We start from the raw sequence: 24,257 nt of genomic DNA on the forward strand, positions 1-24,257 counted from the left end.
TTCGTCGTCGGCGGGGCGTTCAACATACCCCCAGGGGTATAATAGCGGACATGCGCACCATCATCATCGGCGGCGTCGCCGCAGGCATGTCGGCCGCCACGAGACTCCGCCGGCTCGACGAACAGGCCGAGATCGTCGTGCTCGAGCGAGGGCCGTACGTCTCGTTCGCCAACTGCGGCCTCCCCTACTATGTCGGCGGCGCGATCACCGACCGCAGCAGTCTGCTGCTGCAGACCCCGAAGTCCCTGGGCGCGCGCTTCCGGCTCGACGTCCGTGTGCACCACGAGGTCACGGCGATCGATCGCGACGCGCGCACCGTGACCGTCCGCCACACGCAGACCGGGCATGAACAGATCGAACGCTACGACCACCTCATCATCGCGACAGGTGCCGCCGGCGGCACCCTGCCGACCGACGCCGGCGTGCCGGTGCACACACTGCGGACGATCGACGACGTCGACGCGATCACGGCACTGCTCGACGACACCGCGGCCAGCGGGCCTGTCATCGTCGCCGGCGCCGGGTTCATCGGGCTCGAAGCGGTCGAGAACCTCGTCGAACGCGGCCTCGATGTCATCCTCGTGCAGCGTGGCGCGCACGTGCTCTCACCACTCGACCCCGAAATGGCGCAGCCCATCCACGAGCACCTGCTCGCACGCGGCGTCGACGTGCGCACCGGCACCGTGGTCACGGCCGTCACCGCCGACGGCGTCACGCTCAGCGACGGCACGACGATCACGGCACGCTTCGTGATCGACGCCACCGGCGTCCGCCCCGCGACCGACCTCGCCGTCGCCGCGGGCCTCGCGATCGGCGCGACCGGCGGCATCGCCGTCGACGACGACAACCGCACCAGCGACCCGAACGTGTTCGCCGTCGGCGACGGGGTCGAGAAGGTCGACGCGGTGGGCGGCGCACCCGCACTCATCGCGATGGCAGGACTCGCCAACCGGCACGGCCGCACCGTCGCCGACATCATCGCGGGTCGCGACGAGCGCAACACGCCCGCCCTCGGCACCAGCATCGTCGCCGTGCTCGGCATGGTTGCGGCCAAAACCGGCTGGAGCGAACAGCAACTGGTGGCCGCCGGCATCCCCCACCGCATCGTCCACACCCACCCCGCCTCGCACGCGACCTACTACCCGGGCGCGCAGGGCATGTCGATCAAACTGCTCGTCCACGCCGACACCGACGCGATCCTCGGCGCGCAGATCGTCGGCCGCGACGGGGTCGACAAGCGCATCGACGTCATCGCCGTCGCGATGGCCGGCGGCATCACCGCATCGGGCCTGACCCGGCTCGAGCTCGCCTACGCACCGCAGTTCGGGTCGGCCAAAGACCCGATCAACCAGGTCGGCTACGTCGCCGACAATCTGCGTGCCGGGTCGAGCCGCAGCATCCAGTGGCACGAACTCGCCGGTGACGAACGCCCCGTCATCGACGTGCGCACGGCGCGAGAGTTCGCCGCAGGAGCCATTCCGGGCGCGATCAACATCCCCGTCGACGAGCTGCGCGACCGCCTGCACGAACTGCCCGAACTCCCCCACGGCGGGCTCGTCGTGCACTGCCAGGTCGGCCAGCGCGGCCACACCGCCGCACGCCTGCTGGCGGGCCACGGCATCGACGCCGTCAACCTCGACGGCGGCTACCGCACCTGGCTCGCCGGCACCTCCGCACGTGCCGCGGATCGCATCCGCGAGGAGGTCGGCGCATGAGCACCGATGAGACGACCCGCAAAGCCGTGATCAACCGGCTGCGACGCGCGCAGGGTCAGCTGGCCGCCGTCATCGGCGCCGTCGAGGCGGATGCGGACTGCCGCGCGGTCGTCACCCAACTCGCCGCCGTGGGCTCCGCCCTCGACCGGGCGGGATTCATGATCATCGCCCACGCCATGCAGGAGTGCCTCACCGACGACGAGACCGAGACCGACGACGGCCGCCCCACGGTCGCCGAGCTCGAGAAGCTGTTCCTCTCGCTCGCCTGACCGCGGGGCGGTAATCGCGCGGTGCCTCAGTGGCCGCTGCGGCGCTTGTTGTAGACGTCGAACGCGACGGCCAGCAGCAGCACGAGCCCCTTGACGGCCTGCTGCCACTCGATGCCGATGCCCATGATCGACATGCCGTTGTTGAGCACACCGATGATGAGGCCACCGATGATCGCGCCGCCGATCGTGCCGACACCGCCCTGCACCGCGGCGCCGCCGATGAAGGCCGCCGAGATCGCCTCGAGCTCGAAGCCGTCACCGGCCTTGGGGCCGGCGAGGTTCAGTCGCGCCGTGAAGATGAGGCCGGCGAGGGCAGCCAGCACGCCCATGTTCACGAACAGCCAGAAGTCGATGCGACGGGTCTTGATGCCCGACAGCTCAGCCGCGTGACGGTTGCCGCCGATCGCGTAGACGTGACGGCCGAACACGGTGCGGTTCATGACGATGCCGTAGACCATCACGAGCACGGCAAGGACGATGAGTGTCACCGGGATGCCCTTGTACGAGGCGAGCGCCCACGTGAACCACGCGATGACGACGCCGATGAGGGCGAGCTTGACGACGAACCAGACGAAGGGCTCGACCTCCTGGTCGTACTTCTGACGGGCGGCGCGCGTGCGCACCTGCTGCACGACGAGCGCGACGATCGCGACGGCACCGATGAGCAGCGTGAACACGTCTGGATCCGTCTCGCCGAACAGCCCCGACAAGAAGCCGTTGCCGAGCGCGCGGTATTCGGTCGGGAACGAACCGATGTTCGCGTTGCCGAGCACGACGAGGGCGAGCCCTCTGAAGATCAGCATGCCCGCCAACGTCACGATGAACGCTGGGATGCCGACGTACGCGACCCAGAATCCCTGCCAGGCGCCGACGAGGGCGCCGATCAGCAGCGACAGGATGATCGCGAGCCACCACGGCAGCCCCATCTTGACGGCGAGCACGCCCGAGACGGCACCGATGAAGGCGGCGACCGACCCGACCGACAGGTCGATGTGGCCGGCGATGATGATCATCACCATGCCGATCGCCAGCACCAGGATGTAGCCGTTCTGGACGATCAGGTTCGAGATGTTCTGCGGCCGCAGCAGGATGCCGTTGGTCAGGATCGCGAACAGCGCCACAACGGCGATGAGCGCGATGAAGATGCCGTTCTTGCCGAGGTCGCTGAGCACGTGGCTCAGCCAGCGCGTGAACCGGTTCTCGGCCGGGTTGACGCCGCCGCCTGCGGAGGTGTCGGGGGTGAGGGTGTCGTTCGACATGTCGTTCTCCTGCCCGTCAGCGGGGCTTCTCCATGGTCATGAGCTTCAGGACGGATTCGGGGGTGGCCTGTTCGATGGGCAGCTCGCCCGTGATGCGGCCCTCCGACAGCGCGTAGACGCGGTCGGAGATGCCGAGCAGTTCGGGCAGCTCGGACGAGATCACGATGATCCCCTTCCCGGATGCCGCGAGACGGTTGATGATCGTGTAGATCTCGTACTTGGCGCCGACGTCGATGCCGCGGGTGGGCTCGTCGAGGATCAGCACGTCGGGGTCGGAGTAGATCCACTTCGACAGCACGACCTTCTGCTGGTTGCCGCCGGAGAGCTTGCCGGTCTTGGCGAGGACGCTCGGCGCCTTGATGTTCATGCTCTTGCGGTACTCGTTGGCGATCTTGAATTCTTCGTTGTCGTCGACGAGGCCGCCGCGCTCGAGCTTCTTCAGGGATGCCATCGAGATGTTCCGCTTGATGTCCTCGATGAGGTTGAGCCCGTAGGTCTTGCGGTCTTCGGTGGCGTAGGCGAGGCCGTTGGAGATCGCCTCCGAGACGGTGCGCGTCTTGATGGGCTTGCCGCGCATGAAGACGCTGCCCGAGATGCGCGACCCGTAGGAGTGGCCGAACAGGCTCATCGCGAACTCGGTGCGCCCGGCGCCCATGAGGCCCGCGATGCCGACGATCTCGCCGGCGCGCACCGTGATCGAGACGTCGTCGACCATGACGCGGGTCGGGTCCTGCGGGTGATGCGCGGTCCAGTTCTCGACGCGCAGCAGCTCTTCGCCGAGCTGCGGCTCGTGGTCGGGGTAACGGTGCTCGAGGTCGCGGCCGACCATGTCTTTGATGATGCGGTCTTCGGTCACGTCGGTCTTCGAGATCGTCTCGATCGTCTTGCCGTCGCGGATGACCGTGACGGTGTCTGAGACCTTTTTGATCTCGTTCAGCTTGTGGCTGATGATGATCGAGCTGATGCCCTCTTCGCGAAGGCTCAGGATGAGGTCGAGCAGGTGGTCGGAGTCCTCGTCGTTGAGGGCGGCCGTCGGCTCGTCGAGGATGAGGAGCTTGACCTCCTTCGACAGTGCCTTGGCGATCTCGACGAGCTGCTGCTTGCCGACGCCGATCTGGTTGACCTTGGTCGTCGGGTTCTCGCGCAGGCCGACGCGCTTGAGCAGCTTCGCGGCCTCGTGGTTGGTCTGATTCCAGTCGATGAGCCCACCGACCTTGCGTTCGTTGTTGAGGAAGATGTTCTCGGCGATCGACATGTAGGGGCTGAGCGCCAGCTCCTGGTGGATGATGACGATGCCCTTGGCCTCGCTGTCGCGGAGGTTGCGGAACTCGACGTTCTCGCCGGCGTAGATGATCTCGCCGTCGTAGGTGCCGTGCGGGTAGACGCCCGACAGCACCTTCATGAGGGTGGACTTGCCGGCGCCGTTCTCGCCGCAGATCGCGTGGATCTCGCCGCGCTGCACGGCGAGGTTCACATTCGAGAGCGCCTTCACGCCGGGGAAGGTCTTGGTGATGCCGCGCATCTCCAGGATGTTGTCGTTCACGTTCGCCGACTTCCTCGTGGGGACTGAGTGACTGTGTGGGGAGCGTAGCGGCGATGCGGGCGGCGGCGGGAGGGGTGCTCCCGCCGCCGCCGCGTCACCGCTGTGCGTCGAAGGGCTGGTCGCCGATCAGAGGCCGAGCTCCTCGGCCGTCCAGTAGCCGGTGTCGACCAGCGACGACTCGACGTTGTCCTTGACCACCGGCACGGGGGCCAGCAGGTACGACGGGACGACCTTCACGTCGTTGTCGTATGTCTCGGTGTCGTTGACCTCGGGCTCCTCCTCGTTGAGCACTGAGACGGCCATGCCGGCGGCGACCTTCGCGAGCTCACGGGTGTCCTTGAAGATGGTCGCGTACTGCTCGCCCGACAGGATCGCCTTGACCGAGTCGACCTCGGCATCCTGACCCGAGATGATCGGCCATTCGTCGCCGACCGAGTAGCCGGCGTCGGTGAGGGCCGAGATGATGCCGCGCGAGATGCCGTCGTAGGGCGAGAGCACGGCGTCGACCTGCGAGCCGTCGGAGTAGTTCGCCGTGAGGATGTCCTCCATGCGGCTCTGGGCGGTCTCGCCGTCCCAGCGCAGCGTCGCGGCCTGCTCGATCGAGGTCTGGCCAGACTGGACGACGAGGGTTCCCTCGTCGATGTAGGGCTGCAGCACGTCCATGGCTCCGTTGAAGAAGAAGAACGCGTTGTTGTCGTCGAGCGAACCCGCGAACAGCTCGACGTTGAACGGACCCTCGGGCGCGTCGTCGAGCGGGTTGCCCTCGAGATCCGTCAGGCCCAGGCCGTTGAGCACCGTCCACGCCTGCTGGTTGCCGACGAGCTCGTTGTCGAACGTCGCGTAGTAGTCGACGTTCTCGGTGCCCTTGATGAGGCGGTCGTAGGCGATGACGGGGATCTCGCTGTCGGCCGCGGTCTGCAGCACCTCCGAGAGGGTGGTGCCGTCGATCGAGGCGACGATGAGCGCCTCGGCGCCCTTCGTGATCATGTTCTCGATCTGCGAGACCTGCGTGGGGATGTCGTCCTCTGCGTACTGCAGGTCGACGGTGTAGCCCTGCTCTTCGAGCGCGGCCTTGACGGCGTTCCCGTCCTGGATCCAGCGCTCCGAGCTCTTGGTGGGCATCGCGACGCCGATGAGGCCGCCGTCGCCTTCGCCCTCGCCACCGGTGCCGCCGGTGCCGCTCGCGCAGCCGGCGAGCAGCAGGGCGCCGGCTGCCACGCCGGCGAAGAGGATCTTCTTCACGTTCACTGTGTGTTCCTTTCCATGGACATCGCTGTCTCTGGGTCCTCGGTGTGTGTTCTGTTGTGGGGGTGGTGACCGCGTGCCCGTGGGCTACCGGCGGTCGTCGGTGGTCTGTCCGTAGACGTTCTGATAGCGGTCGTAGAGGCTGTCGATCGCCTCTTCGGCCATGGGGATCAGCTCGCCGCCCTGCTTCGCGATGTGCACGGTGCGCGCGACGTCTTCGAGCATCACGGCGGCCTTCACGGCATCCTTCGCGTTCTTGCCGATCGTGAACGGGCCGTGGTTCTGCATGAGCACAGCGCGCGAGCGGTGCCCGCTGAGCGTCTCGACGATGCCGCGGCCGATCGAGTCGTCGCCGATGATCGCGAACGGCCCGACCGGGATCGGCCCACCGAACTCGTCGGCCATCGCCGTGATGACGCAGGGGATCTCTTCGCCCCGCGCGGCCCACGCGACGGCGTAGGTGGAGTGGGTGTGCACGACACCGCCGACTTCGGGCATGTTGCGGTACACGTAGGCGTGCGCGGCCGTGTCGGACGACGGTGCGCGCTCGCTGCCGGGGGTGCCCGCGATGACGTTGCCGTCGAGGTCGCAGAGGATCATGTTCTCCGGCGCGAGGTCGTCGTATGAGACGCCGGAAGGCTTGATCACGAACAGATCGGCGCCGGGCACGCGACCCGAGACGTTGCCGCCGGTCCACACCACGAGGCCGTAGCGGACGAGCTCTGCGTGCAGGGCTGCGACCTCTTCACGCACCCGGGCGATGGCCACCTCGGTCTTCACACCGCTCACGTAGCGGTCCTGCTCGGTGGCTTCGCCTGACACGGGGTCGACTCCTTCGTCTGGGTGCGGGATCGTCTGCTGCGATCGATGGTCACGCGATGTGACCGTTCACATGGCGATGATAGCCACATCGTCGGCGAGCACGCCAACATCGTCAGGTCACGGAATGATCACGGCATCCGATGGACCCGTCGATCGACGCTGCGTGCGCCCGGTCAGCGCCACGCAGGTGCGCCGGTCGATCCACGCACGATCAACTCGGGGGTGATCGGGGCTCTGCGCGCCGTCGTCGCCGGGTCCGACGGGCCAAGCAGCAGGTCGACGCACCGCCTGCCGAGCTCGGGAAAGTCCTGGCGGATCGTGGTCAGCGGCGGCCAGAAATGCGCGGCCTCGGGAATGTCGTCGAAGCCGATCACACTCACGTCGTGCGGCACCCGGAGCCCCGCATCGTGGACGGCGTGCACGAACCCGAGCGCCATCTGGTCGTTCGAGCAGAAGACCGCCGTGAAGTCGCGCATGCCGAGCATCTCGCGGCCGGCGTAGAACCCGAAGTCTGCCGTCCAGTCGCCGAGGATCGGCGCCGTCGTCGAGACGTCTCGCGCGCTCATCTCCTCGAGGAATCCGCGCATTCGCCCTTCCGCCTCGATCCAGTCCTGCGGCCCCGCCAGGTGGTAGATGTCACGGTGCCCGAGGTCGATCAGATGCCGCGTGGCCATGCGCGCACCGGCGATCTGGTCGACGTTGAGCACGTGGTCGACATCGAGGTCGGCGGACTGCAGCGTCACGTACGGGATGTCGATCGACTGCGCGGCCAGGGTCCGGATGACGCGGGCCTGCGGTGCGATGACCACGAGACCTTCGATCAATTGGGCCATCAGGTGCGCGAGCCCCTCGGGGATCGATTTCGGGTCGCGCGGATCGATGTTGGCGGTGCTGACCCAGTACCCGCGCTCCCGTGCCGCGGCCTCGATGGCTGCGATCGACGACGCCGGCCCGTACATCGAACTGGACGCCGCGAGGATGCCGATCGTCTGCGAGCGACTCGTCACGAGCACCCGTGCCGCGCGATTCGGTCGGTAGGCGAGCTGTTCCATCGCCTCGAGTACGCGCTGCTTCGTCTCTTCGCGGATGCTCGGGTGGTCGTTGAGCACGCGAGAGACGGTCTGATGCGACACGTCGGCGACGCGCGCGACATCGCGAATGCTGGGGCGTCGTCCGGAGACGTCTCCGCTCATCGATGAGGCTCACTTCGCACGTTCGCCGTGTGCACGGTCACACGGGGCTGTCCTGCGATTATGACGCAGGAACGACTCCGAGCGCGCCCCGGCAGACGCGGCGATGTGACTGTCACATGCGTCGGGCGGCATCCACCGCGCCGATCGCGGTCGTGCGACACTGTGCTCGTGCCCGACTTCGCCCGCTTCCTTCCGCTGAGTCAACGGTCGGACGACGACGAGTCCGGCCTGACGACAGACCGGCGTGCGCTCATCGCGCAGGTCGTCGCCGCTGCGCGCGTGCTGCCTGCCGGCGACCGCGAAGCCGTCGCCGCCGCGGCAGGCCGTGGCCGGACGACCGCCGAACTGCTGCGCGCGATGACGATACTGCTGCGCGCATCGGATGCTGCAGGCGTTCCGGTCTCGCTGTCGGATGCCGCGCTGGGCACGACCGCGATGCTCGCCTCTGCGCGGCTGCCGTTCGATCGGCGAGCCGTCGTCTCAGGGCACACCATCAGGGCGAGCGATACCGATTGGACACTGGGGCGCGGCCCGGCGCTCGAAGCGCCGGCGATCCAGATCGTGCGGTTCCTGCTCGGGGTCTCAGACGTCGCGCCTGTTCCCGCGACCGATGAGGCGTCAGGTCAGCGCGCCAAGCAGGCCGCTGATGAGCATGTACGCGCCGATGGCGCCGACGACCACCCAGATCGCGATCCGCGCGGGTGAGGTCGGCTCTTTGCCATCGGGTGCTGCCACGCCTCGAAGTCTACGTGCGCCCACCCGCGCGTCGCGCCGACATCCCCACCACGCACGTCATTCGGGCGTCAGCCGCAGAAGCCGCCCCGACCCGGCATCCTCCAGTACCCAGATGGCACCGTCGGCGTCTTCGGTGACGGCGCGGATGCGGGCGCCCATCGGCCAATCGACCACGATGCCCGCCGTCTCGCCCTCGAGATCGACGCGGATGAGCGACTCCCCCGACAGCGCGCCGATGACGGCGTCGCCCGTCCATCCCGCGAACAGGTCGCCGCGATAGATGTGCAGCGAACCGGGTGAAATGCTCGGATTCCACCACACGCTCGGCGCCACGAATCCGTCGCCGGCAGCGTGGTCGGGGATCTCGCCGCCGCCGTAGTGGCTGCCGTTCGACGCGAGCGGCCAGCCGTAATTGCCGCCCGCTTCGATGAGATTGAGCTCGTCGCCGCCCTGCGGTCCCATCTCGGTCGACCACAGCGTGCCGTCGGGCGCGAAGGCGATGCCGAGCGGATTGCGGTGCCCGTAGCTGTGGATCTGCGCCGTCACCCCGCCCTCGTCGTTCCAGGGGTTATCCGCCGCGGCCTCGCCGTCGAGGGTGAGCCGCACGATCGTGCCGAGGGTGTTGGAGCGGTCCTGCGCCGGGTCCATCTGCTGCCGATCCCCCGACGTGACGAACAGGTGCCGACCGTCGGGACTGAACGCGATGCGGTGACTGAAGTGCCCGTCGCCCGTCGTCTTGGGCTGCTGCCGCCAAATGACTTCGAGGCCCTGGAGCGCGGCGGCATCGCCGGCACGTTCGAGCACCGCGCGCCCGACGACAGCGCCCGTGCCGCCGTCGCCCGCTTCGACCCAACTGAGGTACACGACGCCGTCGGCCTCGAACGTCGGCGACGGCACGACATCGCCGAGGCCACCCTGCCCCGCCACGACGACCTCGGGCGCACCCGAGACGGACACGAGCGTCCCGGCATCCATGTCGCGCAGATGCAACGCGCCGGTGCGTTCGGTGATCAGCAGCGCACCGTCGGGCAGGAACGCCATCGCCCACGGATCGTCGAAGCGATCGATCTCTTCGACCGCAAACGATGTCGTGTCGGCAGGATCGGCGGTCGCCGATGCCGAAGGCTCCGGAACATCCGGACCCCGCGGCACGGGCTCCGCCTCGGTCGTGCACGCGGCGAGCGCGAACGCGGCGATCACCGCGACCGCACCCGCCCACGCACGTCGCATACGCCCATCCTCACGTGCATCCACTCGCTGCGGAACCCCCGATGCCATAGCGCGACGGCGAGCGCGAGACAACGGTGTTTCCGCACCGTTACGCACGTTCGGACAGACTGTCGGGCGCGCCGATTCGACGGGAGACTCCGTCCGGTGAACCCACGTGACCATTGCGCACCCCGACCCGGACGTATTGAATGGCCGACACGCATCACCCCAAGGCGACATGGTGAAGCAGAAGCGGAGTACGCGTGACGTCGGCACCCGAAACGACGATCGAACGGCCGTCCGGCCCAGACAGCACGGGCACGGTGGTCCTCACCGGCGTGACCAAGCGCTACGGCGACCAGACGGCCGTCGACGACCTCTCCCTCGAGATCGAAGCGGGTGAGTTCCTCTCGCTGCTCGGGCCGTCCGGCTGCGGCAAGACCACGACCCTGCGCATGATCGCCGGCTTCGAGCACCCGGATGCCGGTGACATCCGCATCTCGGGCACCAGCGTGCTCGGCACGCAGCCGTTCAAGCGCGACGTGAACACCGTCTTCCAGGCGTACGCGCTGTTTCCGCACATGTCCATCGCCGAGAACGTCGCGTACGGGCTGCAGCAGCGCCGCACACCGAAGTCGGAGGTGCGGGAGCGGGTCACCGCAGCCCTCGACATGGTGCAGATGCGCCGTTTCGCCGACCGCAAGCCCACGCAGCTCTCGGGCGGTCAGCAGCAGCGCGTCGCGCTCGCCCGAGCCCTCGTCAACCGCCCCTCGGTGCTGCTGCTCGACGAGCCGCTCGGCGCACTCGACCGGCAGCTGCGCGAAGAGATGCAGCTCGAGCTGAAGCTGCTGCAGGCGCGACTCGGGATCACCTTCGTGTTCGTCACGCACGATCAGGGCGAAGCGCTCTCGATGAGCGACCGGATCGCGATCATGCGCAGCGGCCGCATCGAACAGCTCGCCGATGCCGACACGGTCTACGCGCGCCCGGCATCCGCATACGTCGCCGCCTTCGTCGGCCAGCAGAACTTCTTCCGCGGCCCGCTCGCCGCGGGTGGCTCGGCGGTCGAATCGCCCCACGTCGTCGTCAAGGCGAACGCGCCGCTGGCCGCCGCGGGCAACGCCGAAGCAGCGGTCCGCCCCGAGAACGTGCGCGTGGAGCGCGCGGCATCCGACGCCACCACCGACGTCAACACCCCCGTCGGCGAACTGATCGGCATCTCGCACCTCGGCGAGACGATGCAGTACCTCGTACAACTCACCGGCCCCGCCGGCGAGGCGCAGAGCATCATCGCGCGCCGCCCCACACCCGAAGCGCTCGGGCTGTCGGTCGGCGACCGCGTCGTGTGCCGCTGGGCGCCCGAGCACGTCCTGCTGTTCCCCGCCGACACCGCCGCCGAAGCCGGCGGCTACGTCGCACCACCCACCGCGTGATCCCGAACCCGACCAGGAGGCACCGCATGTCCGAGTCCCGTACCCCCATCCGCATCATCGCGCCCTCCGCTTCGGTGCCGATCATCGCGAAAGAACTCTCGCGTCGCAGGCTCCTGAGCCTCGCGGCGGTCGCCGGCGGTACCGCACTGCTCGCCGCCTGCTCCACCGGCGGCGGTCAGACCGCCCCGTCCGCCGGGGCGACGGGAGGCGCACTCGAGAACGCCCTGTCGGTGTACACGTGGGGCGACTACGACTCCCCCGACGTCGTCTCGTCGTTCACCTCCGAGCTCGGCCCGAAGGTCACCCTCGACTCATACAGCTCGAACGAAGAGCTGATCGCGAAGCTCATCGCGGCCAAGGGCACGTCGGGCTACGACATCGTCGTGCCCACCGGCGTTTTCATTCCGCAGATGATCGAGAACGGCCTGCTGATGAAGTTCAACAAGGACCTGCTCCCGAACCTCGAGAACATGGACCCCACCGCACTCGGGCGCGCCTGGGACCCGAACAACGACTACTCGGTGTGCAAGGCGTGGGGCACGACCGGATTCGTCTACGACAAGAACATCATCACCCGCGAACTGGCGACGTGGGGCGACTTCTTCGACGCCGCCAAGAACGAGGCCAGCGGCAAGACGTCGATGTCGGACGACCCGGCCGGGATCATCGGCGCCTACTTCTGGGCCAACGACATGGACTGGAACACCGAGGATGCCGACGAGCTCGAGGCCTGCCGCAAGTTCCTCGTCGAGGAGATCGCCCCGCACATCTCGGCGTTCGACTCCTACCCCGGCACGAACGCGATCCCGCAGGGCACCCAGGTGCTCATGCAGGCGTGGAACGGAGACGCCCGACTCGGCCTACTCGAATCGAGCGAGCCCGAGCGCTGGCAGTGGGTGCTGCCCGGCCCCGTGACCGAACTGTGGATGGACAACTGGGCCATCGCGGAGGGCGCTCCGCACCCCGAGGCCGCGCACGCGTTCATCAACCACTCCATGACGCCCGAGAACCTCTACCTCAACCTCGACTACATCGGCTACAACGTCGGCGGCGCCGACATGGAAGGCGAAGCAGAGGCGAACGGGCTCGACCTGCCCGAGCTGATCTTCTTCAGCGACGAGCAGCTCGCCGCGATGCACGAGCAGGAACTCAACGACTCGCAGACCACGCGTGTGGCGATCTGGAACGAGATGAAGGCCGCTGCGGGTGCGTAGACGCTCCTTCGGAGCCGCTCTCGCCGTTCCGGCGTGGGTGTGGCTCGTCATCTTCTTCATCGTCCCGGTCGGGATGGTGGTGTACTTCAGCTTCGGCTACAAGCCGGGCATCTTCGGCACGCACGCCACCGATGTGCTGTCGTTCGACCGGTACGCCGAAGCGCTCACGCCCACCTTCTTCAGCGTGTTCCTGAACACGCTGTGGGTGGGCGTGCTGGGCACCATCCTGTGCTTCGCGATCGGCGCGCCGGTCGCGTACTGGATGGCGTTCAAGGTGCGTCCCGAACGTCGCGGACTGCTGATCGCGCTCGTGCTCGTGCCGTTCTGGACGAACTTCCTGGTACGCACCATCGGCTGGCAGGTGATCATCGCGCCCGAGGGGTGGCTTTCGACGCTGCTGCAGTCGATCGGGCTCGCGAACGGCCCGCTCGACCTGCTGTACACCCGCGAGGCTGTGCTGATCGGTGTCGTCTACAACTACCTGCCGCTCATGATCCTGCCGCTGTTCGTCGCGTTCGACCGGGTCGGCCCCGCCGTCCGCGAAGCGTCGAAGGACCTCGGCGCCGGGCGGCTGTCGACCCTGATGCGCGTGACGCTGCCGCTCTCGCGACCCGGCATCATCGCCGGCGTGCTGCTGGTGTTCATTCCGCTCATGGGTGACTACATCACCGCCACCGTGCTCGGCGGCGCGCGCGGCAACATGATCGGCCAGCTCGTCGCCAGCCAGTTCCAGACGGCGCAGAACTGGGCGCTCGGATCGGCGATGGCCGTCATCCTCATGCTCGTGATCGCGCTGACCATCGGCGTCGCCGCGCTCATCCTGTGGCTGGTGAGTCTGCCGTTCCGCGCCCGGCAGCGGCTCGTGCTCGGACAGGAGGCCTCCGCATGACGCAGACCGTCACCGAGGCGATCGCCCGCGAGCGCTCGACCACGAAGGTGCGCCGCACGTCGGGCCGTTCGTGGTCGGACGTCGCGCTGAACGTGTGGGGCGTCCTCGTGATGCTGTTCCTGTTCGCGCCGATCATCGTCATCGTCGTGTATTCGTTCAACACCGGCAGGCTCCTCGTGTCGTTCGACGGCTTCGGGCTCGACGCGTTCGCGACGATCCTCAATAAGCCGGCCGTGCAGAACGCGGTGCGCATCTCGCTCATCGTCGCCGTCATCTCGGCGATCATCGCCACCGTGCTGGGCACGCTCGCCGGTATCGCGATGGCACGCTTCCCCGGCAAATGGGTGGGCTGGTTCCTCGTCCTGCTACTGCTCGTGTCGGTCACACCCGAGATCGTCGACGCCGTCTCGCTGCTCCCCTGGTACGTCTTCCTCGGTCAAGACATGGGCATCACCGCGTTCAACGACGGCATCGTGCGCCTGTCGATCGGTTCGTCGCTGTTCGCGACGGCCGTCGTGTCGTACATCGTGCGGGCACGCCTGGTCGGGCAGGAGGCGAACCTCGAAGAGGCATCCGCCGACCTCTACGCCCGCCCGCTGAAGACGTTCTTCAAGGTGACGCTGCCGCTGGCGATGCCCGCCGTGCTGGCCGGCTTCTTGCTGGCGTTCACGCTGAGCCTCGACAACACGATCATCGCCGCGTTCGTGCAGGTCTCAGGCACGACCCCGTGGCCGGTGTACGTGCTGAGCGCCGTGCGCTCGGGCCTGCGCCCCGAGATCGCCGCGGTGTCGACCGTCATGCTGCTGCTGACGCTCGTGGCGCTCGCGATCGTCGCACTCGTGCTGCGCCGCGCCGGCGACTCGGCGACGCAGATCGCCCGCACCATGACCGGCGGCTGATCGTGACGCACGCGGAGCTGGTGTTCACGGGCGGGGCGGTGTTCACGGCCGACACGGTGCGGTCGCGGGCGTCGGCGGTGGCGGTCAGCGGTGGACGGATCGTCGCGGTGGGCGGCGATGAGGTGCGTGAGCTCATCGGGCCGCGCACAGAGGTCGTCGACCTGGCCGGGCGGATGCTGGTGCCCGGCTTCCAGGACGCGCACGTGCACCCGGTGTGGGGCGGTCTCGATATGCTCCGGTGCGACCTGGCTGAGCTTTCGACAGCGCCCGAATACCTCGAGGCGATCGGCGCGTACGCCGCCTCGCACCCCGATGACGAGTGGATCCTCGGGGGTGGCTGGCAGATGTCGGCATTCCCGGGCGGCACGCCCACGGCATCCGCGTTGGATGCCGTCACCGGCGACCGTCCGGCATTCTTTCCGAACCGCGACGGACACGGTGCCTGGGTGAACTCGGCCGCCCTGCGGCTGGCGGGCATCGACCGCGACACCCCCGATCCGGCCGACGGACGCATCGAGCGCGACGCCGACGGCACGCCGAGCGGCACCCTGCACGAGGGTGCGATGTCGCTCGTGAACCGCCTGCTGCCCGAAGAACCACTGGAGCGCCTCACCGAAGCGCTCCTCGTCGGGCAGCGCTACCTGCACTCCTTCGGCATCACGGCCTGGCAGGACGCGATCGTCGGCGCATACGGGGATGCCGGCGACCCCGGCCCCGCCTACCTGAAGGCAGCCGCCGACGGCACGCTCACCGCCCGCGTCGTCGGCGCGATCTGGTGGGACCGCACGCAGGGGCTGGAGCAGATCCCGTCGCTTCTGGAGCGTCGCGACCGCTACCGCGGCGGACGGTTCGCGGCGACCTCGATCAAGGTCATGCAGGACGGCGTGGCCGAGAACTTCACGGCATCCATGCTCGAGCCCTACTGCGACGGGCACGGCCACCCCACCGACAACAGCGGCATCTCGTTCGTGCCGCCCGAGATCCTGAACGAGGCGGTGCCGCTGCTGGATGCCGAAGGCTTTCAGGTGCACTTCCACGCGATCGGCGACCGCGCCGTGCGCGAGTGCCTCGACGCCGTCGAGCACGCGATCGCCCGCAACGGGCGCGGCGACAATCGCCACCACATCGCGCACATCCAGGTGGTGCATCCCGAGGACATCCCGCGCTTCCGCACGCTGGGGGTCGCTGCGAACATGCAGTCGCTGTGGGCGACGCTCGAGCCGCAGATGGTCGAACTCACGTTGCCGTTCCTCGGGTCGCCGCGGGATGCCTGGCAGTACCCGTTCGGCGACCTGCTGCGCTCGGGCGCGGTGCTCGCGGCCGGAAGCGACTGGTCGGTGAGCTCGCCCGATCCGATGGCCGCGATCCACACCGCCGTCAACCGACAGGCCGCGCCCGGTCACGAGGAGGGCGACTACGAGCCGTTCCTGCCCGAGCAGGCGATCGACCTGGCGACCTCCCTCACCGCCTACACCGCCGGCTCTGCGTGGGTGAACCACCTCGACGAGTCGACCGGCACGATCGAGGTCGGCAAGTACGCCGACCTCGCCCTGCTGGACCGCGACCCGTTCGCCGGCCCCGCCGACGAGATCGGCGCGACCCGCGTGCTGCAGACCTTCGTCGAAGGCGAGCGCGTCTACGCCGCCGACGACGCCTGACCGCGACGCGCCGAACCGTCCGCATCCACCCTCGAACTCCGCACACTGTCGCGAACTCCGCAGAATCCGACGAGAATCCTGCGGAGAAGGCGTCAAACTGCGGAGTACCCGCCGACGCCGACACCCAACAGAAGGAAGTGATACCCGTGGGAACCACCGTCTTCGAGAGACGTGTGCCCTCGGCATCCGTCATCGACGAGTCGTTCACGAACACCCGTGAGGGCGCGTTCTGGATCGACGACCTGCCCGCCGACCTCCGACCCGACCGGCCGTCGCTGCGCGGTACGACCAGCGCCGACCTCGTCATCGTCGGCGGCGGGTACACCGGCCTGTGGACCGCACTGCTCGCCAAGGAGCGCGACCCCGGCAGGCGCATTGTACTGCTGGAGGCGAACCGCGTCGGATGGGCGGCCTCGGGCCGCAACGGCGGATTCTGCGAATCGAGCCTCACCCACGGCGACGAGAACGGGCAGAACCGCTGGCCGGGCGAAATGCCGACGCTGCACCGCCTGGGGCTCGAGAACCTCGACGAGATCGAGGCGTCGGAGGCGCAGTTCGGCATGGATTTCCACTTCGAGCGCACCGGGCAGCTCGCGCCGGCGATCGAACCGCACCAGTTGGAGTGGCTCGACGAGTGGCGTGCCGAGGCCGCCGACGACCCGCACGTCGTCTACCTCGATGAGGCTGCGGTGCAGGCATCCGTCGCCTCGCCGACCTACCTCGCCGCGATGTGGGAGCAGCGCACCTGCGGGCTCGTGCATCCGGCCCGCATGGCAGCCGAGCTCGCCCGCGTGGCCGAGGAGCGCGGCGTCGAGATCTTCGAGCGGTCGCGCGTCGCGGCCATGGAGACCCGCGGCGGGCGCGTCTCGCTCATGACGGCGTCGGGACGGGTGGATGCCGAGCAGGCCGTGCTCGCCACGAACGTGTTTCCGTCGCTGCTCAAGCGCAACCGCCTCATGACGGTGCCGGTGTACGACTACGCGCTCATGACCGAGCCGCTCACGGGCGACCAGCTCGCCTCGATCGGCTGGGCGGACAGGCAGGGCATCGGCGACATGGCCAACCAGTTCCACTACTACCGGCTCAGCCGCGACAACCGCATCCTGTTCGGCGGGTACGACGCGCTCTACCACTATGGGCGCCGCGTCGACCCGGCGTACGAGCACCGCCCCGACGTGTGGCGCAAGCTCGCGAGTCATTTCTTCACGACCTTCCCGCAGTTGGAGGGCCTGCGCTTCTCGCACCAGTGGGCCGGGGCGATCGACACGTCCACCCAGTTCACGGCGTTCTTCGGCACGGCCCGCGGTGGCCGCGTCGCCTACGCCGCCGGATTCACAGGCCTCGGCGTCGGGTCGACCCGCTTCGCCGGCAACGTCATGCTCGACCTGCTGGCGGGCACGAAGAACGAGCGGACCGAGCTCGAGATGGTGCGAAAGCGCCCGCTGCCATTCCCACCAGAGCCGGCCGCGGCGATCGGTATCAACGCGACACGGTGGTCGCTCGACCGCGCCGACCACAACGGCGGTCGCCGCAACCTGCTGCTGAAGACCCTCGACGCCCTCGGCCTAGGATTCGACTCATGACCGAACTCGATCCCGGCCGCGTCGTCTCCGCCCTCACCGTCGAGGTGCCCCTCGAGCCCGTCACAGCCGCGCAGGTCGTCGCCGGCACCCCCGCGACCGGTTCGGTCGACCTCGAAGAAGACCTCGGCATCGGCGTGTGGGAGATGACCCCCGGCGCCATGCGCGACACCGAGATCGAGGAGGTGTTCGTCGTCGTCGCAGGCTCCGCCACGGTCGAGTTCGTCGACCCGAAGCTCCCCACGATCGAGCTCGCCCCCGGCGCCGTCGTCTCGCTCGAAGCCGGCATGAAGACGGTGTGGACCGTCCGCGAAACCCTTCGCAAGGTGTATCTGGTCTGACACCGACCTGAGAAACCACTCTTGCCCGAGAAACTACGCCAGCAGCGGCTTCTCGGCGCGGAATTGGTTTCTCGGACCGGATGTCACACTCCGGGCGCGGGCGGTGTCTTCCTGGTGAACCCCGATCGAGGAGGAACCATGGCCCGCATTTCGCTCACCCCACGACCATCGCTGTCGAACCGGCTGTTCAGATGGGTCTCGCGCCGCGTCAACAAGGCTGAGCTCGACCCTGTGGCGGCGGTGGCGCACAACGGCCGCGTCATGTGGTCGTACGGATTCTTCGAGTTGGGCCTGCGCGGCTGGCGCGCGCTCGACCCGCAGCTGAAGGTGCTCGCCGTCATGGGCAGCGCCCATCGCATCGGATGCTCGTGGTGCACCGACTTCGGCTACTGGTCGGCGCACGCTGAAGGGATGCCGGTCGAACTCCTCGAAGCCGTCCCCCGGTGGCGCGAGAGCGACGTGTTCACCCCGACGCAGCGGCGGGTGCTCGAGTTCGCCGAGCTCGTCAGCGGCGAGGTGCAGGACGTGCCCGACGGGCTCGTGGCGCACCTGCGCGAAGAACTCGGCGAGCCTGCGCTGGTGGAATTGGCCATGATGGTTGCTGTGGAGAACCAGCGATCCCGGTTCAACAGCGCACTGGGACTCACCAGCCAAGGCTTCAAGGCTCAATGCGCGCTGCCGGCACGAAGCGGAGCGCGATGACGACGTTCGACGACGAACGGCCGCGGCTGCTCGGCATCGCGTACCGGCTGCTCGGCAGTTTCGCCGACGCCGAAGACGTCGTGCAGGAGACCTGGATCGCGTGGAACGAGGTGGGTGCCGCATCCGTCGACAATCCGGCCGCCTACCTCGCGAAGGCGGTGACCCACCGCGCCCTCAACCGCATCCGCACCCTGGCACGCAGGCGTGAGGACTACATCGGCGACTGGCTGCCCGAACCGGTCTCCAGCGCGCGACTGCCCGATGAGGCGGCGGAGATCGCCGACTCGGTGTCGTTCGCGATGCTCGTCATGCTCGAACGGCTCTCCCCGCTCGAGCGCGCCGCGTTCATCCTGCGCGACGTGTTCGACGTGTCGACGGCCGACGTGGCTGACACGCTCGAACGCTCGCCCGAGGCGGTGCGAAAGCTCGTCTCCCGCGCGCGGTCGCGCCTGAAGGACGACCCGCCCGACGATGCCGATACCGCCTCGCACACTCGCACATCGCTCGCGTTCGCCGACGCCGTGCAGCGCGGCGACGTGGAGGCGGCGCTCGCACTGCTGTCGCCGACGGTGGAGTTCATCGCCGACAGCGGCGGGCGGGCGCGCGCGTCGCGACGCCCGATCGTCGGGGCCGACAATGTACTGCGGTTCCTGCTAGGGGCGCTCACGAAGTGGCAGGTCGATGCGATCAACGCGGTCGACGTCAACCGGCGGACGGCGCTGCTGGTGCTGTCGGCATCCGACGGTGACGGCATCTACCAGGTCGCCGTGCGCGACGGCCTGATCGAGCGCATCTGGGCGACCCGCAACCCCGACAAACTCTCCGCCGTCAGCGGCCCCTGACCCGCGAACCCACAGACTTTCGACGAACCCACACGTTCTCTGCGCGCAAAGTATGTGGGTTGGCGAAAACTGTGTGGGTTCGCGGACGAGGCGAGGCGCCTCACCGGGCAGAGCTGCGCCGCACGAGCAGGGCGAGGTGGAGGGCCGCCTGCACTTCGCCGTCGTCGAGGTCGGCATCCAACAGCTCTTGGATGAGTGCGATGCGCTGGTAGAACACCGAACGCGACAGATGTGAGGCGGATGCCGCCGCCGTGCGGTTGCCCGGGTGGGAGAGCATTGCCCCCAGCACATCGAGCAGGTCGCCGTGGCGGGTCATGTCGTACTCGATGAGCGGTGCGAGCATCCGTTCGCCGTGCTGCAGGACGCGGTGGTCGTCGCGCAACGCTGAGACGAGCCGCGCGAGCGGCCGTTCGTCGACCCGCCGGATGTGCGGTCCGCGAGCTGCCACGGGGCGCACCGCACGGGCAAGATCTGCGGCCTCCTGCACGGAACGCAGACCCGCTTCGAGCCCGACGCCGGCGGCGCCGATCGAGAGCACGAGCCGATCGGCGACGGGGGTGAGCGCCGATGCGAAGCGGCGCGCCGTCGCATCGTCGAAGGGGACGCGTGCCGGCAGGGAGAGCAGGATCGCCGTGTTCGGGCCGCCTGCCGTGAGCGCACGGCCACCGAGCTCGGCCGCCGCGACATCCGCCGTCTCGGGACGCACATCGACTCCCGAGGCGACGAGCCCGTAGAGCTGGGCACTGTCGACGGGCATGCCTGCCGCCTCGACGCGCGCGGTGGCGCCGCCGGCCGTCGACCACCGGCCGGCGAGCAGCTCGTCGAGCAGTCGGCGCCTGCCGATCAGCGCCCATTCGTCGCCGTCGGTGTCGGTGAGTCTGCCCAGAGCGAGCGCGATCGCGCCCTGTTCGAGCACACCGGCACGACCGGCAGGGTGTGGCGGGCCCGGCAACGCGACCAGGTACCCCCACCGGATGCCGCGTGCCTCGACCGGCACGATGAGCCAGTCCTCGGCAGATGCGGCGCCGTCACGATGGGCGATGCGCGATCGCACCTCCCACCGGGTGAGGACCTCTTCTTCAACGCTCGGGGCGACATCGGCGACGACGACTTCGTGGGCGAGGTTCTCGAGCACGACGGCAGCGCCGAGCGTCTGGGCGAGCTGGTGCACGATGAAGTCGGCCGGTGAGCCGCGCAGCGCCAGCGCCGTGAACCGGGCGCGCACGTCGTCGCGGGCACGCAGGGCTGCCGTCTGCTCGGCGATGATGCGACGGTGCACCGCCTCGGTGATGGTCACGAACTTCACTTCGCGGTGCAGCGCGACCAGCGGCAGTCCGCCGGCGCGCGCCGCGTCGATGAGCACCGCCGGCATGTAGCGGTAGTGGGTGCCGAGTTCGACAACGAGGCAGGCGAGGCCCGCCGTGACGAGCCCGTCGACGAACGCGCGCAACTCGTCGGGCTGCTCGGGCCAGCCCGATCCTGTCGACAACAGCAACTCGCCGCCGTCGAGCAGACGGGCGACCCCGGCGCTGTCGGAGACGTGCACCCAGCGCACGCGCGCATCGAGCCCGGACTCGCCCGCGAGCAGTTGCGGATGCCCCGCCACGACGGCATCGAGACCGATGATCTCGCGCACCGTCGGCGAACTCTCGTGCGTACCCGGACGATCCGTATGGATCGACGGTTCTTCGCGACGTTCAGCCACTCGGCCACCCACTTCTGCTCTGACACACTGGGACGCGAACAGCCTAGCGAGCGCCGGTCGATCTGTCCGGATCGGGCCCTCGCAGTCGCCCCGAAGACCCCCACAGGAGCATCCATGGCCCTCATTCGCCACCACATCGCGGGCGCCGAGTCCGGTTCGGCCGAGCGCACCGGCAAGGTGTACGACCCCGCGACCGGCGTCGTGCAGCACGAGGTCGCGTTCGCGTCGAAGGACGAGACGGATGCCGCCATCGCCGCCGCCGCAGCAGCCCTCCCGGCGTGGCGCGCGACGAGCCTGATCAAGCGTGCCGACGTGTTCTTCCGACTGCGCCAGCTGCTCGTGGAGCGCGCCGACGACCTCGCCGCCATCATCACGAGTGAGCACGGCAAGGTGCTCTCCGACGCGAAGGGCGAGATCAGCCGCGGCATCGAGAACGTCGAGTTCGCCGCCGGCCTCGTGCACCTGCTGAAGGGTGAGCGCGCCGAGCAGGTCTCGCGCGGCGTCGACGTGCACTCCGTCAAGCAGCCCGTCGGCGTCGTCGGCTGCATCACCCCGTTCAACTTCCCGGTGATGGTGCCGCTGTGGATGACGGCATCCGCCATCGCGTGCGGCAACACCGTCGTGCTCAAGCCCAGCGAGAAGGACCCGTCGGCGGCCCTGTTCCTCGCGCAGCTCTACGAAGAGGCAGGCCTGCCCGCGGGTGTGCTCAACGTGGTGCAGGGCGACAAGGTCGCCGTCGACGCGATCCTCGACTCCCCCACCGTGCGGGCCGTGAGCTTCGTCGGCTCCACCCCGATCGCGAAGTCGATCTACACGCGCGCAGCCGACCACGGCAAGCGCGTGCAGGCCCTCGGAGGCGCGAAGAACCACATGGTCGTCATGCCCGACGCCGACCTCGACGCCGCCGCCGACGCCGCCGTCTCGGCTGCCTACGGCTCCGCCGGCGAGCGCTGCATGGCCGTCTCTGTGCTGGTCGCGGTCGGCGATGAGACCGCCGACGCCCTCGTCTCGAAGGTCGCCGAGCGCATCGCCGGCCTCACGATCGGCGCCGGCACGGATGCCGCGAGCGAGATGGGTCCGCTCATCACCGGCGAGCACCGCGACAAGGTGGCCTCGTACGTCACCGGCGCCGCCGCCGAGGGTGCGACGGTCGTCGTCGACGGCACGACGCAGTCCTTCGACGGAGACGGCTTCTTCATCGGCGTCTCGCTCGTCGACCACGTGAAGCCCGGCATGAAGGTGTACGACGACGAGATCTTCGGTCCGGTGCTGTCGGTCGCCCGCGTCGCCGACTACGACGAGGCCGTCGCGCTCGTCAACGACTCGCCGTTCGCCAACGGCACGGCCGTCTTCACCCGTGACGGCGGCACGGCCCGCCAGTTCGAGTTCGACATCGAGGTCGGCATGGTCGGCATCAATGTGCCGATCCCGGTGCCGGTCGGTGCGTTCTCGTTCGGCGGCTGGAAGAACTCGCTGTTCGGCGACTCGCACATCTACGGCCCCGAATCGATCCACTTCTACACCCGCAGCAAGGTCGTCACCACTCGCTGGCCCGAACCGTCCGAGAGCCAGATCAGCCTCGGCTTCCCCAGCAACCACTGACGGTTTCGCACCACCGGAAGAAGGACACCATGACCACCGTCTCCCCCACCGTCGACCTCGACGCCGACGCGCGCGTGCGCGCCGATGACCGCGGGCACGTCTTCCACTCGTGGAGCGCACAGGCCCTCATCGATCCGTTGCCGGTCGCGGGCGGTGACGGCGCGATGTTCTGGGACTACGCCGGAAACACCTACCTCGACTTCTCGTCGCAACTGGTGAACCTGAACCTCGGGCACCAGCATCCCGATCTCGTCGCGGCGATCCAGGAGCAGGCGGGGCGGCTGGCGACGATCCAGCCGTCGATGGCGAATGACGTGCGCGGCGAGCTTGCCCGACTGATCTCCGAGGTGGCGCCCGACGGGTTCTCAAAGGTGTTCTTCACGAACGGTGGCGCCGACGCGAACGAGAACGCGGTGCGCATGGCACGGCTGGTCACCGGCAAGCGCAAGGTGCTGTCGATGTACCGCAGCTACCACGGCAACACCTCCACGGCGATCACGCTGACCGGTGACCCCCGCCGCTGGCCGAACGAGCCCGGCGACGGTTCGGTCGCGCACTTCTTCGGCCCCTACCCGTACCGCTCGCCGTTCCACGCCTCGAGCCCTGAGGAGGAGACGGCTCGCGCGCTGGAGCACCTCGAGCAGACGATCATCCTGGAGGGCGCGTCGACGATCGGCGCGATCATCCTCGAGACCGTCGTCGGCACCAACGGCGTCCTCATCCCGCCGCCCGGCTACCTGCCGGGTGTGCGCGCCCTGTGCGACAAGTACGGCATCCTCTACATCGCCGACGAGGTCATGGTCGGTTTCGGCCGCATCGGGGAATGGTTCGCGATCGACGCGTTCGACGTCGTGCCCGACCTCATCACCTTCGCGAAGGGCGTGAACTCGGGGTACGTGCCGCTGGGCGGCGTCGTCATCTCGGATGCCGTGGCGAGCCACTTCGACACCGTCTCCTTCCCCGGCGGCCTCACCTATTCGGGCCACCCGCTCGCGTGCGCCGCGGGCGTGGCGACGTTCGAGGTATTCCGTCGCGACGGCATCCTGGAGCGTGTGCGCGACCTCGGCGAGCGGGTCGTCGGCCCGCGCCTGCGTGAGCTGGCGCAGCGTCACCCGTCGGTCGGTGAGGTGCGCGGGCGCGGACTGTTCTGGGCGATCGAGCTCGTGCGCGACCAGCAGACGCGTGAGCCGCTCGTGCCGTTCAACGCCGCCGGCGCCGATGCCGCCCCGGTCGCCGCCGTCGCCGCCGCGTGCAAGAAGGCGGGGCTGTGGCCGTTCACGCACTTCAACCGCGTGCACGTCGCACCGCCGCTCGTGATCAGCGAGGACGACCTGGTGCGCGGGCTTGACATCATCGACCGGGTGCTCGACGAGGCCGACGCCGCCCTGTAGACACGAGACGG

General features: G+C 68.7%; 21 protein-coding genes. 14 read left to right on the forward strand and 7 right to left on the reverse strand.

What is annotated here, in order from left to right; genetic code table 11:
• Positions 1–50: 50 nt before the first annotated feature.
• Both ACSF8R_RS05515 and ACSF8R_RS05520 read left to right on the forward strand, forming a co-directional pair.
• Positions 51–1,715: an FAD-dependent oxidoreductase gene (locus tag ACSF8R_RS05515; RefSeq protein WP_434810855.1), complete on the forward strand. Its 1,665-nt coding sequence runs from the start codon at positions 51–53 to the stop codon at positions 1,713–1,715.
• Positions 1,712–1,984, forward strand: coding sequence for a metal-sensitive transcriptional regulator (locus tag ACSF8R_RS05520; RefSeq protein WP_434810856.1), 273 nt, complete (start codon positions 1,712–1,714; stop codon positions 1,982–1,984). The genes ACSF8R_RS05515 and ACSF8R_RS05520 overlap by 4 nt, the downstream gene beginning before the upstream one ends.
• A 26-nt stretch (positions 1,985–2,010) precedes the next feature.
• Here the strand turns inward: ACSF8R_RS05520 and mmsB are convergent, their stop codons facing one another.
• From mmsB to ACSF8R_RS05545, 5 genes are all read right to left on the reverse strand, one after another.
• Positions 2,011–3,243, reverse strand: a complete 1,233-nt coding sequence (gene mmsB, locus ACSF8R_RS05525) for a multiple monosaccharide ABC transporter permease (RefSeq protein WP_434810857.1) — start codon at positions 3,241–3,243, stop codon at positions 2,011–2,013.
• Between the two features lie 16 nt (positions 3,244–3,259).
• Positions 3,260–4,786: a multiple monosaccharide ABC transporter ATP-binding protein gene (gene mmsA / locus ACSF8R_RS05530; RefSeq protein ID WP_434810858.1), complete on the reverse strand. Its 1,527-nt coding sequence runs from the start codon at positions 4,784–4,786 to the stop codon at positions 3,260–3,262.
• A gap of 126 nt (positions 4,787–4,912) precedes the next feature.
• A complete protein-coding gene (gene chvE / locus ACSF8R_RS05535) occupies positions 4,913–6,034 on the reverse strand; it encodes a multiple monosaccharide ABC transporter substrate-binding protein (RefSeq protein ID WP_434810859.1) in 1,122 nt (373 codons plus the stop codon).
• Between the two features lie 84 nt (positions 6,035–6,118).
• Positions 6,119–6,853, reverse strand: coding sequence for an L-ribulose-5-phosphate 4-epimerase (locus ACSF8R_RS05540; RefSeq protein WP_434810860.1), 735 nt, complete (start codon positions 6,851–6,853; stop codon positions 6,119–6,121).
• A gap of 173 nt (positions 6,854–7,026) precedes the next feature.
• The gene (locus ACSF8R_RS05545; protein ID WP_434810861.1) at positions 7,027–8,046 is read right to left on the reverse strand and encodes a LacI family DNA-binding transcriptional regulator; all 1,020 of its coding nucleotides are present in this window, start codon (positions 8,044–8,046) and stop codon (positions 7,027–7,029) included.
• 168 nt (positions 8,047–8,214) lie between these two features.
• On the opposite strand from ACSF8R_RS05545, the gene ACSF8R_RS05550 reads away from it, so the two are divergent.
• Positions 8,215–8,751 (forward strand): hypothetical protein, encoded by a 537-nt coding sequence (locus ACSF8R_RS05550; protein WP_434810862.1) that lies wholly within the window; start codon positions 8,215–8,217, stop codon positions 8,749–8,751.
• 87 nt (positions 8,752–8,838) lie between these two features.
• Here the strand turns inward: ACSF8R_RS05550 and ACSF8R_RS05555 are convergent, their stop codons facing one another.
• Positions 8,839–10,011 carry a PQQ-dependent sugar dehydrogenase gene (locus ACSF8R_RS05555; protein ID WP_434810863.1) on the reverse strand — a complete coding sequence of 391 codons (1,173 nt, stop codon included), beginning with the start codon at positions 10,009–10,011 and terminating at the stop codon, positions 8,839–8,841.
• Positions 10,012–10,253: 242 nt separating this feature from the next.
• Here ACSF8R_RS05555 and ACSF8R_RS05560 point away from each other — a divergent pair, with 242 nt between their 5' ends.
• The 9 genes from ACSF8R_RS05560 (at position 10,254) to sigJ (ending at position 19,548) form a co-directional block, all read left to right on the forward strand.
• A complete protein-coding gene (locus ACSF8R_RS05560; protein ID WP_434810864.1) occupies positions 10,254–11,423 on the forward strand; it encodes an ABC transporter ATP-binding protein in 1,170 nt (389 codons plus the stop codon).
• A gap of 26 nt (positions 11,424–11,449) precedes the next feature.
• Complete coding sequence (locus ACSF8R_RS05565) at positions 11,450–12,637, forward strand: extracellular solute-binding protein (RefSeq protein ID WP_434810865.1); 1,188 nt, start codon at positions 11,450–11,452, stop codon at positions 12,635–12,637.
• Positions 12,630–13,526, forward strand: coding sequence for an ABC transporter permease (locus tag ACSF8R_RS05570; protein WP_434810866.1), 897 nt, complete (start codon positions 12,630–12,632; stop codon positions 13,524–13,526). Before ACSF8R_RS05565 ends, ACSF8R_RS05570 begins: the two co-directional genes overlap by 8 nt.
• Positions 13,523–14,425 (forward strand): ABC transporter permease, encoded by a 903-nt coding sequence (locus tag ACSF8R_RS05575; protein ID WP_434810867.1) that lies wholly within the window; start codon positions 13,523–13,525, stop codon positions 14,423–14,425. The genes ACSF8R_RS05570 and ACSF8R_RS05575 overlap by 4 nt, the downstream gene beginning before the upstream one ends.
• A 2-nt stretch (positions 14,426–14,427) precedes the next feature.
• Positions 14,428–16,083 carry an amidohydrolase gene (locus ACSF8R_RS05580; protein ID WP_434810868.1) on the forward strand — a complete coding sequence of 552 codons (1,656 nt, stop codon included), beginning with the start codon at positions 14,428–14,430 and terminating at the stop codon, positions 16,081–16,083.
• A 146-nt stretch (positions 16,084–16,229) separates the two neighbouring features.
• On the forward strand, positions 16,230–17,666 hold the full coding sequence (locus ACSF8R_RS05585; protein ID WP_434810869.1) for an NAD(P)/FAD-dependent oxidoreductase: 1,437 nt from the start codon (positions 16,230–16,232) through the stop codon (positions 17,664–17,666).
• Positions 17,663–18,004 (forward strand): cupin domain-containing protein, encoded by a 342-nt coding sequence (locus ACSF8R_RS05590; RefSeq protein WP_434810870.1) that lies wholly within the window; start codon positions 17,663–17,665, stop codon positions 18,002–18,004. Before ACSF8R_RS05585 ends, ACSF8R_RS05590 begins: the two co-directional genes overlap by 4 nt.
• 138 nt (positions 18,005–18,142) lie before the next feature.
• Positions 18,143–18,706, forward strand: a complete 564-nt coding sequence (locus ACSF8R_RS05595; protein WP_434810871.1) for a carboxymuconolactone decarboxylase family protein — start codon at positions 18,143–18,145, stop codon at positions 18,704–18,706.
• The gene (gene sigJ / locus ACSF8R_RS05600) at positions 18,703–19,548 is read left to right on the forward strand and encodes an RNA polymerase sigma factor SigJ (RefSeq protein WP_434810872.1); all 846 of its coding nucleotides are present in this window, start codon (positions 18,703–18,705) and stop codon (positions 19,546–19,548) included. Before ACSF8R_RS05595 ends, sigJ begins: the two co-directional genes overlap by 4 nt.
• 100 nt (positions 19,549–19,648) lie before the next feature.
• Here the strand turns inward: sigJ and ACSF8R_RS05605 are convergent, their stop codons facing one another.
• On the reverse strand, positions 19,649–21,253 hold the full coding sequence (locus tag ACSF8R_RS05605; RefSeq protein ID WP_434810873.1) for a PucR family transcriptional regulator: 1,605 nt from the start codon (positions 21,251–21,253) through the stop codon (positions 19,649–19,651).
• Positions 21,254–21,367: 114 nt separating this feature from the next.
• Here ACSF8R_RS05605 and ACSF8R_RS05610 point away from each other — a divergent pair, with 114 nt between their 5' ends.
• Both ACSF8R_RS05610 and ACSF8R_RS05615 read left to right on the forward strand, forming a co-directional pair.
• Positions 21,368–22,855 (forward strand): CoA-acylating methylmalonate-semialdehyde dehydrogenase, encoded by a 1,488-nt coding sequence (locus tag ACSF8R_RS05610; RefSeq protein ID WP_434810874.1) that lies wholly within the window; start codon positions 21,368–21,370, stop codon positions 22,853–22,855.
• 29 nt (positions 22,856–22,884) lie between these two features.
• Positions 22,885–24,246, forward strand: a complete 1,362-nt coding sequence (locus ACSF8R_RS05615) for an aspartate aminotransferase family protein (protein ID WP_434810875.1) — start codon at positions 22,885–22,887, stop codon at positions 24,244–24,246.
• The last annotated feature ends 11 nt before the right edge of the window (positions 24,247–24,257 follow it).

It is taken from the genome of Microbacterium sp. bgisy189 (assembly GCF_965345345.1).
Classification (GTDB): domain Bacteria; phylum Actinomycetota; class Actinomycetes; order Actinomycetales; family Microbacteriaceae; genus Microbacterium.

What these genes read in the sequence shown, in the direction of transcription:
- mmsB (WP_434810857.1), bottom strand. Translation starts at nt 3,243, where the DNA reads ATGTCGAACGACACCCTCACCCCCGACACCTCCGCAGGCGGCGGCGTC.
- ACSF8R_RS05520 (WP_434810856.1), top strand. Translation starts at nt 1,712, where the DNA reads ATGAGCACCGATGAGACGACCCGCAAAGCCGTGATCAACCGGCTGCGA.
- ACSF8R_RS05515 (WP_434810855.1), top strand. Translation starts at nt 51, where the DNA reads ATGCGCACCATCATCATCGGCGGCGTCGCCGCAGGCATGTCGGCCGCC.
- ACSF8R_RS05555 (WP_434810863.1), bottom strand. Translation starts at nt 10,011, where the DNA reads ATGCGACGTGCGTGGGCGGGTGCGGTCGCGGTGATCGCCGCGTTCGCG.
- ACSF8R_RS05590 (WP_434810870.1), top strand. Translation starts at nt 17,663, where the DNA reads ATGACCGAACTCGATCCCGGCCGCGTCGTCTCCGCCCTCACCGTCGAG.
- sigJ (WP_434810872.1), top strand. Translation starts at nt 18,703, where the DNA reads ATGACGACGTTCGACGACGAACGGCCGCGGCTGCTCGGCATCGCGTAC.
- ACSF8R_RS05565 (WP_434810865.1), top strand. Translation starts at nt 11,450, where the DNA reads ATGTCCGAGTCCCGTACCCCCATCCGCATCATCGCGCCCTCCGCTTCG.
- ACSF8R_RS05545 (WP_434810861.1), bottom strand. Translation starts at nt 8,046, where the DNA reads ATGAGCGGAGACGTCTCCGGACGACGCCCCAGCATTCGCGATGTCGCG.
- ACSF8R_RS05615 (WP_434810875.1), top strand. Translation starts at nt 22,885, where the DNA reads ATGACCACCGTCTCCCCCACCGTCGACCTCGACGCCGACGCGCGCGTG.
- ACSF8R_RS05595 (WP_434810871.1), top strand. Translation starts at nt 18,143, where the DNA reads ATGGCCCGCATTTCGCTCACCCCACGACCATCGCTGTCGAACCGGCTG.
- ACSF8R_RS05610 (WP_434810874.1), top strand. Translation starts at nt 21,368, where the DNA reads ATGGCCCTCATTCGCCACCACATCGCGGGCGCCGAGTCCGGTTCGGCC.
- ACSF8R_RS05575 (WP_434810867.1), top strand. Translation starts at nt 13,523, where the DNA reads ATGACGCAGACCGTCACCGAGGCGATCGCCCGCGAGCGCTCGACCACG.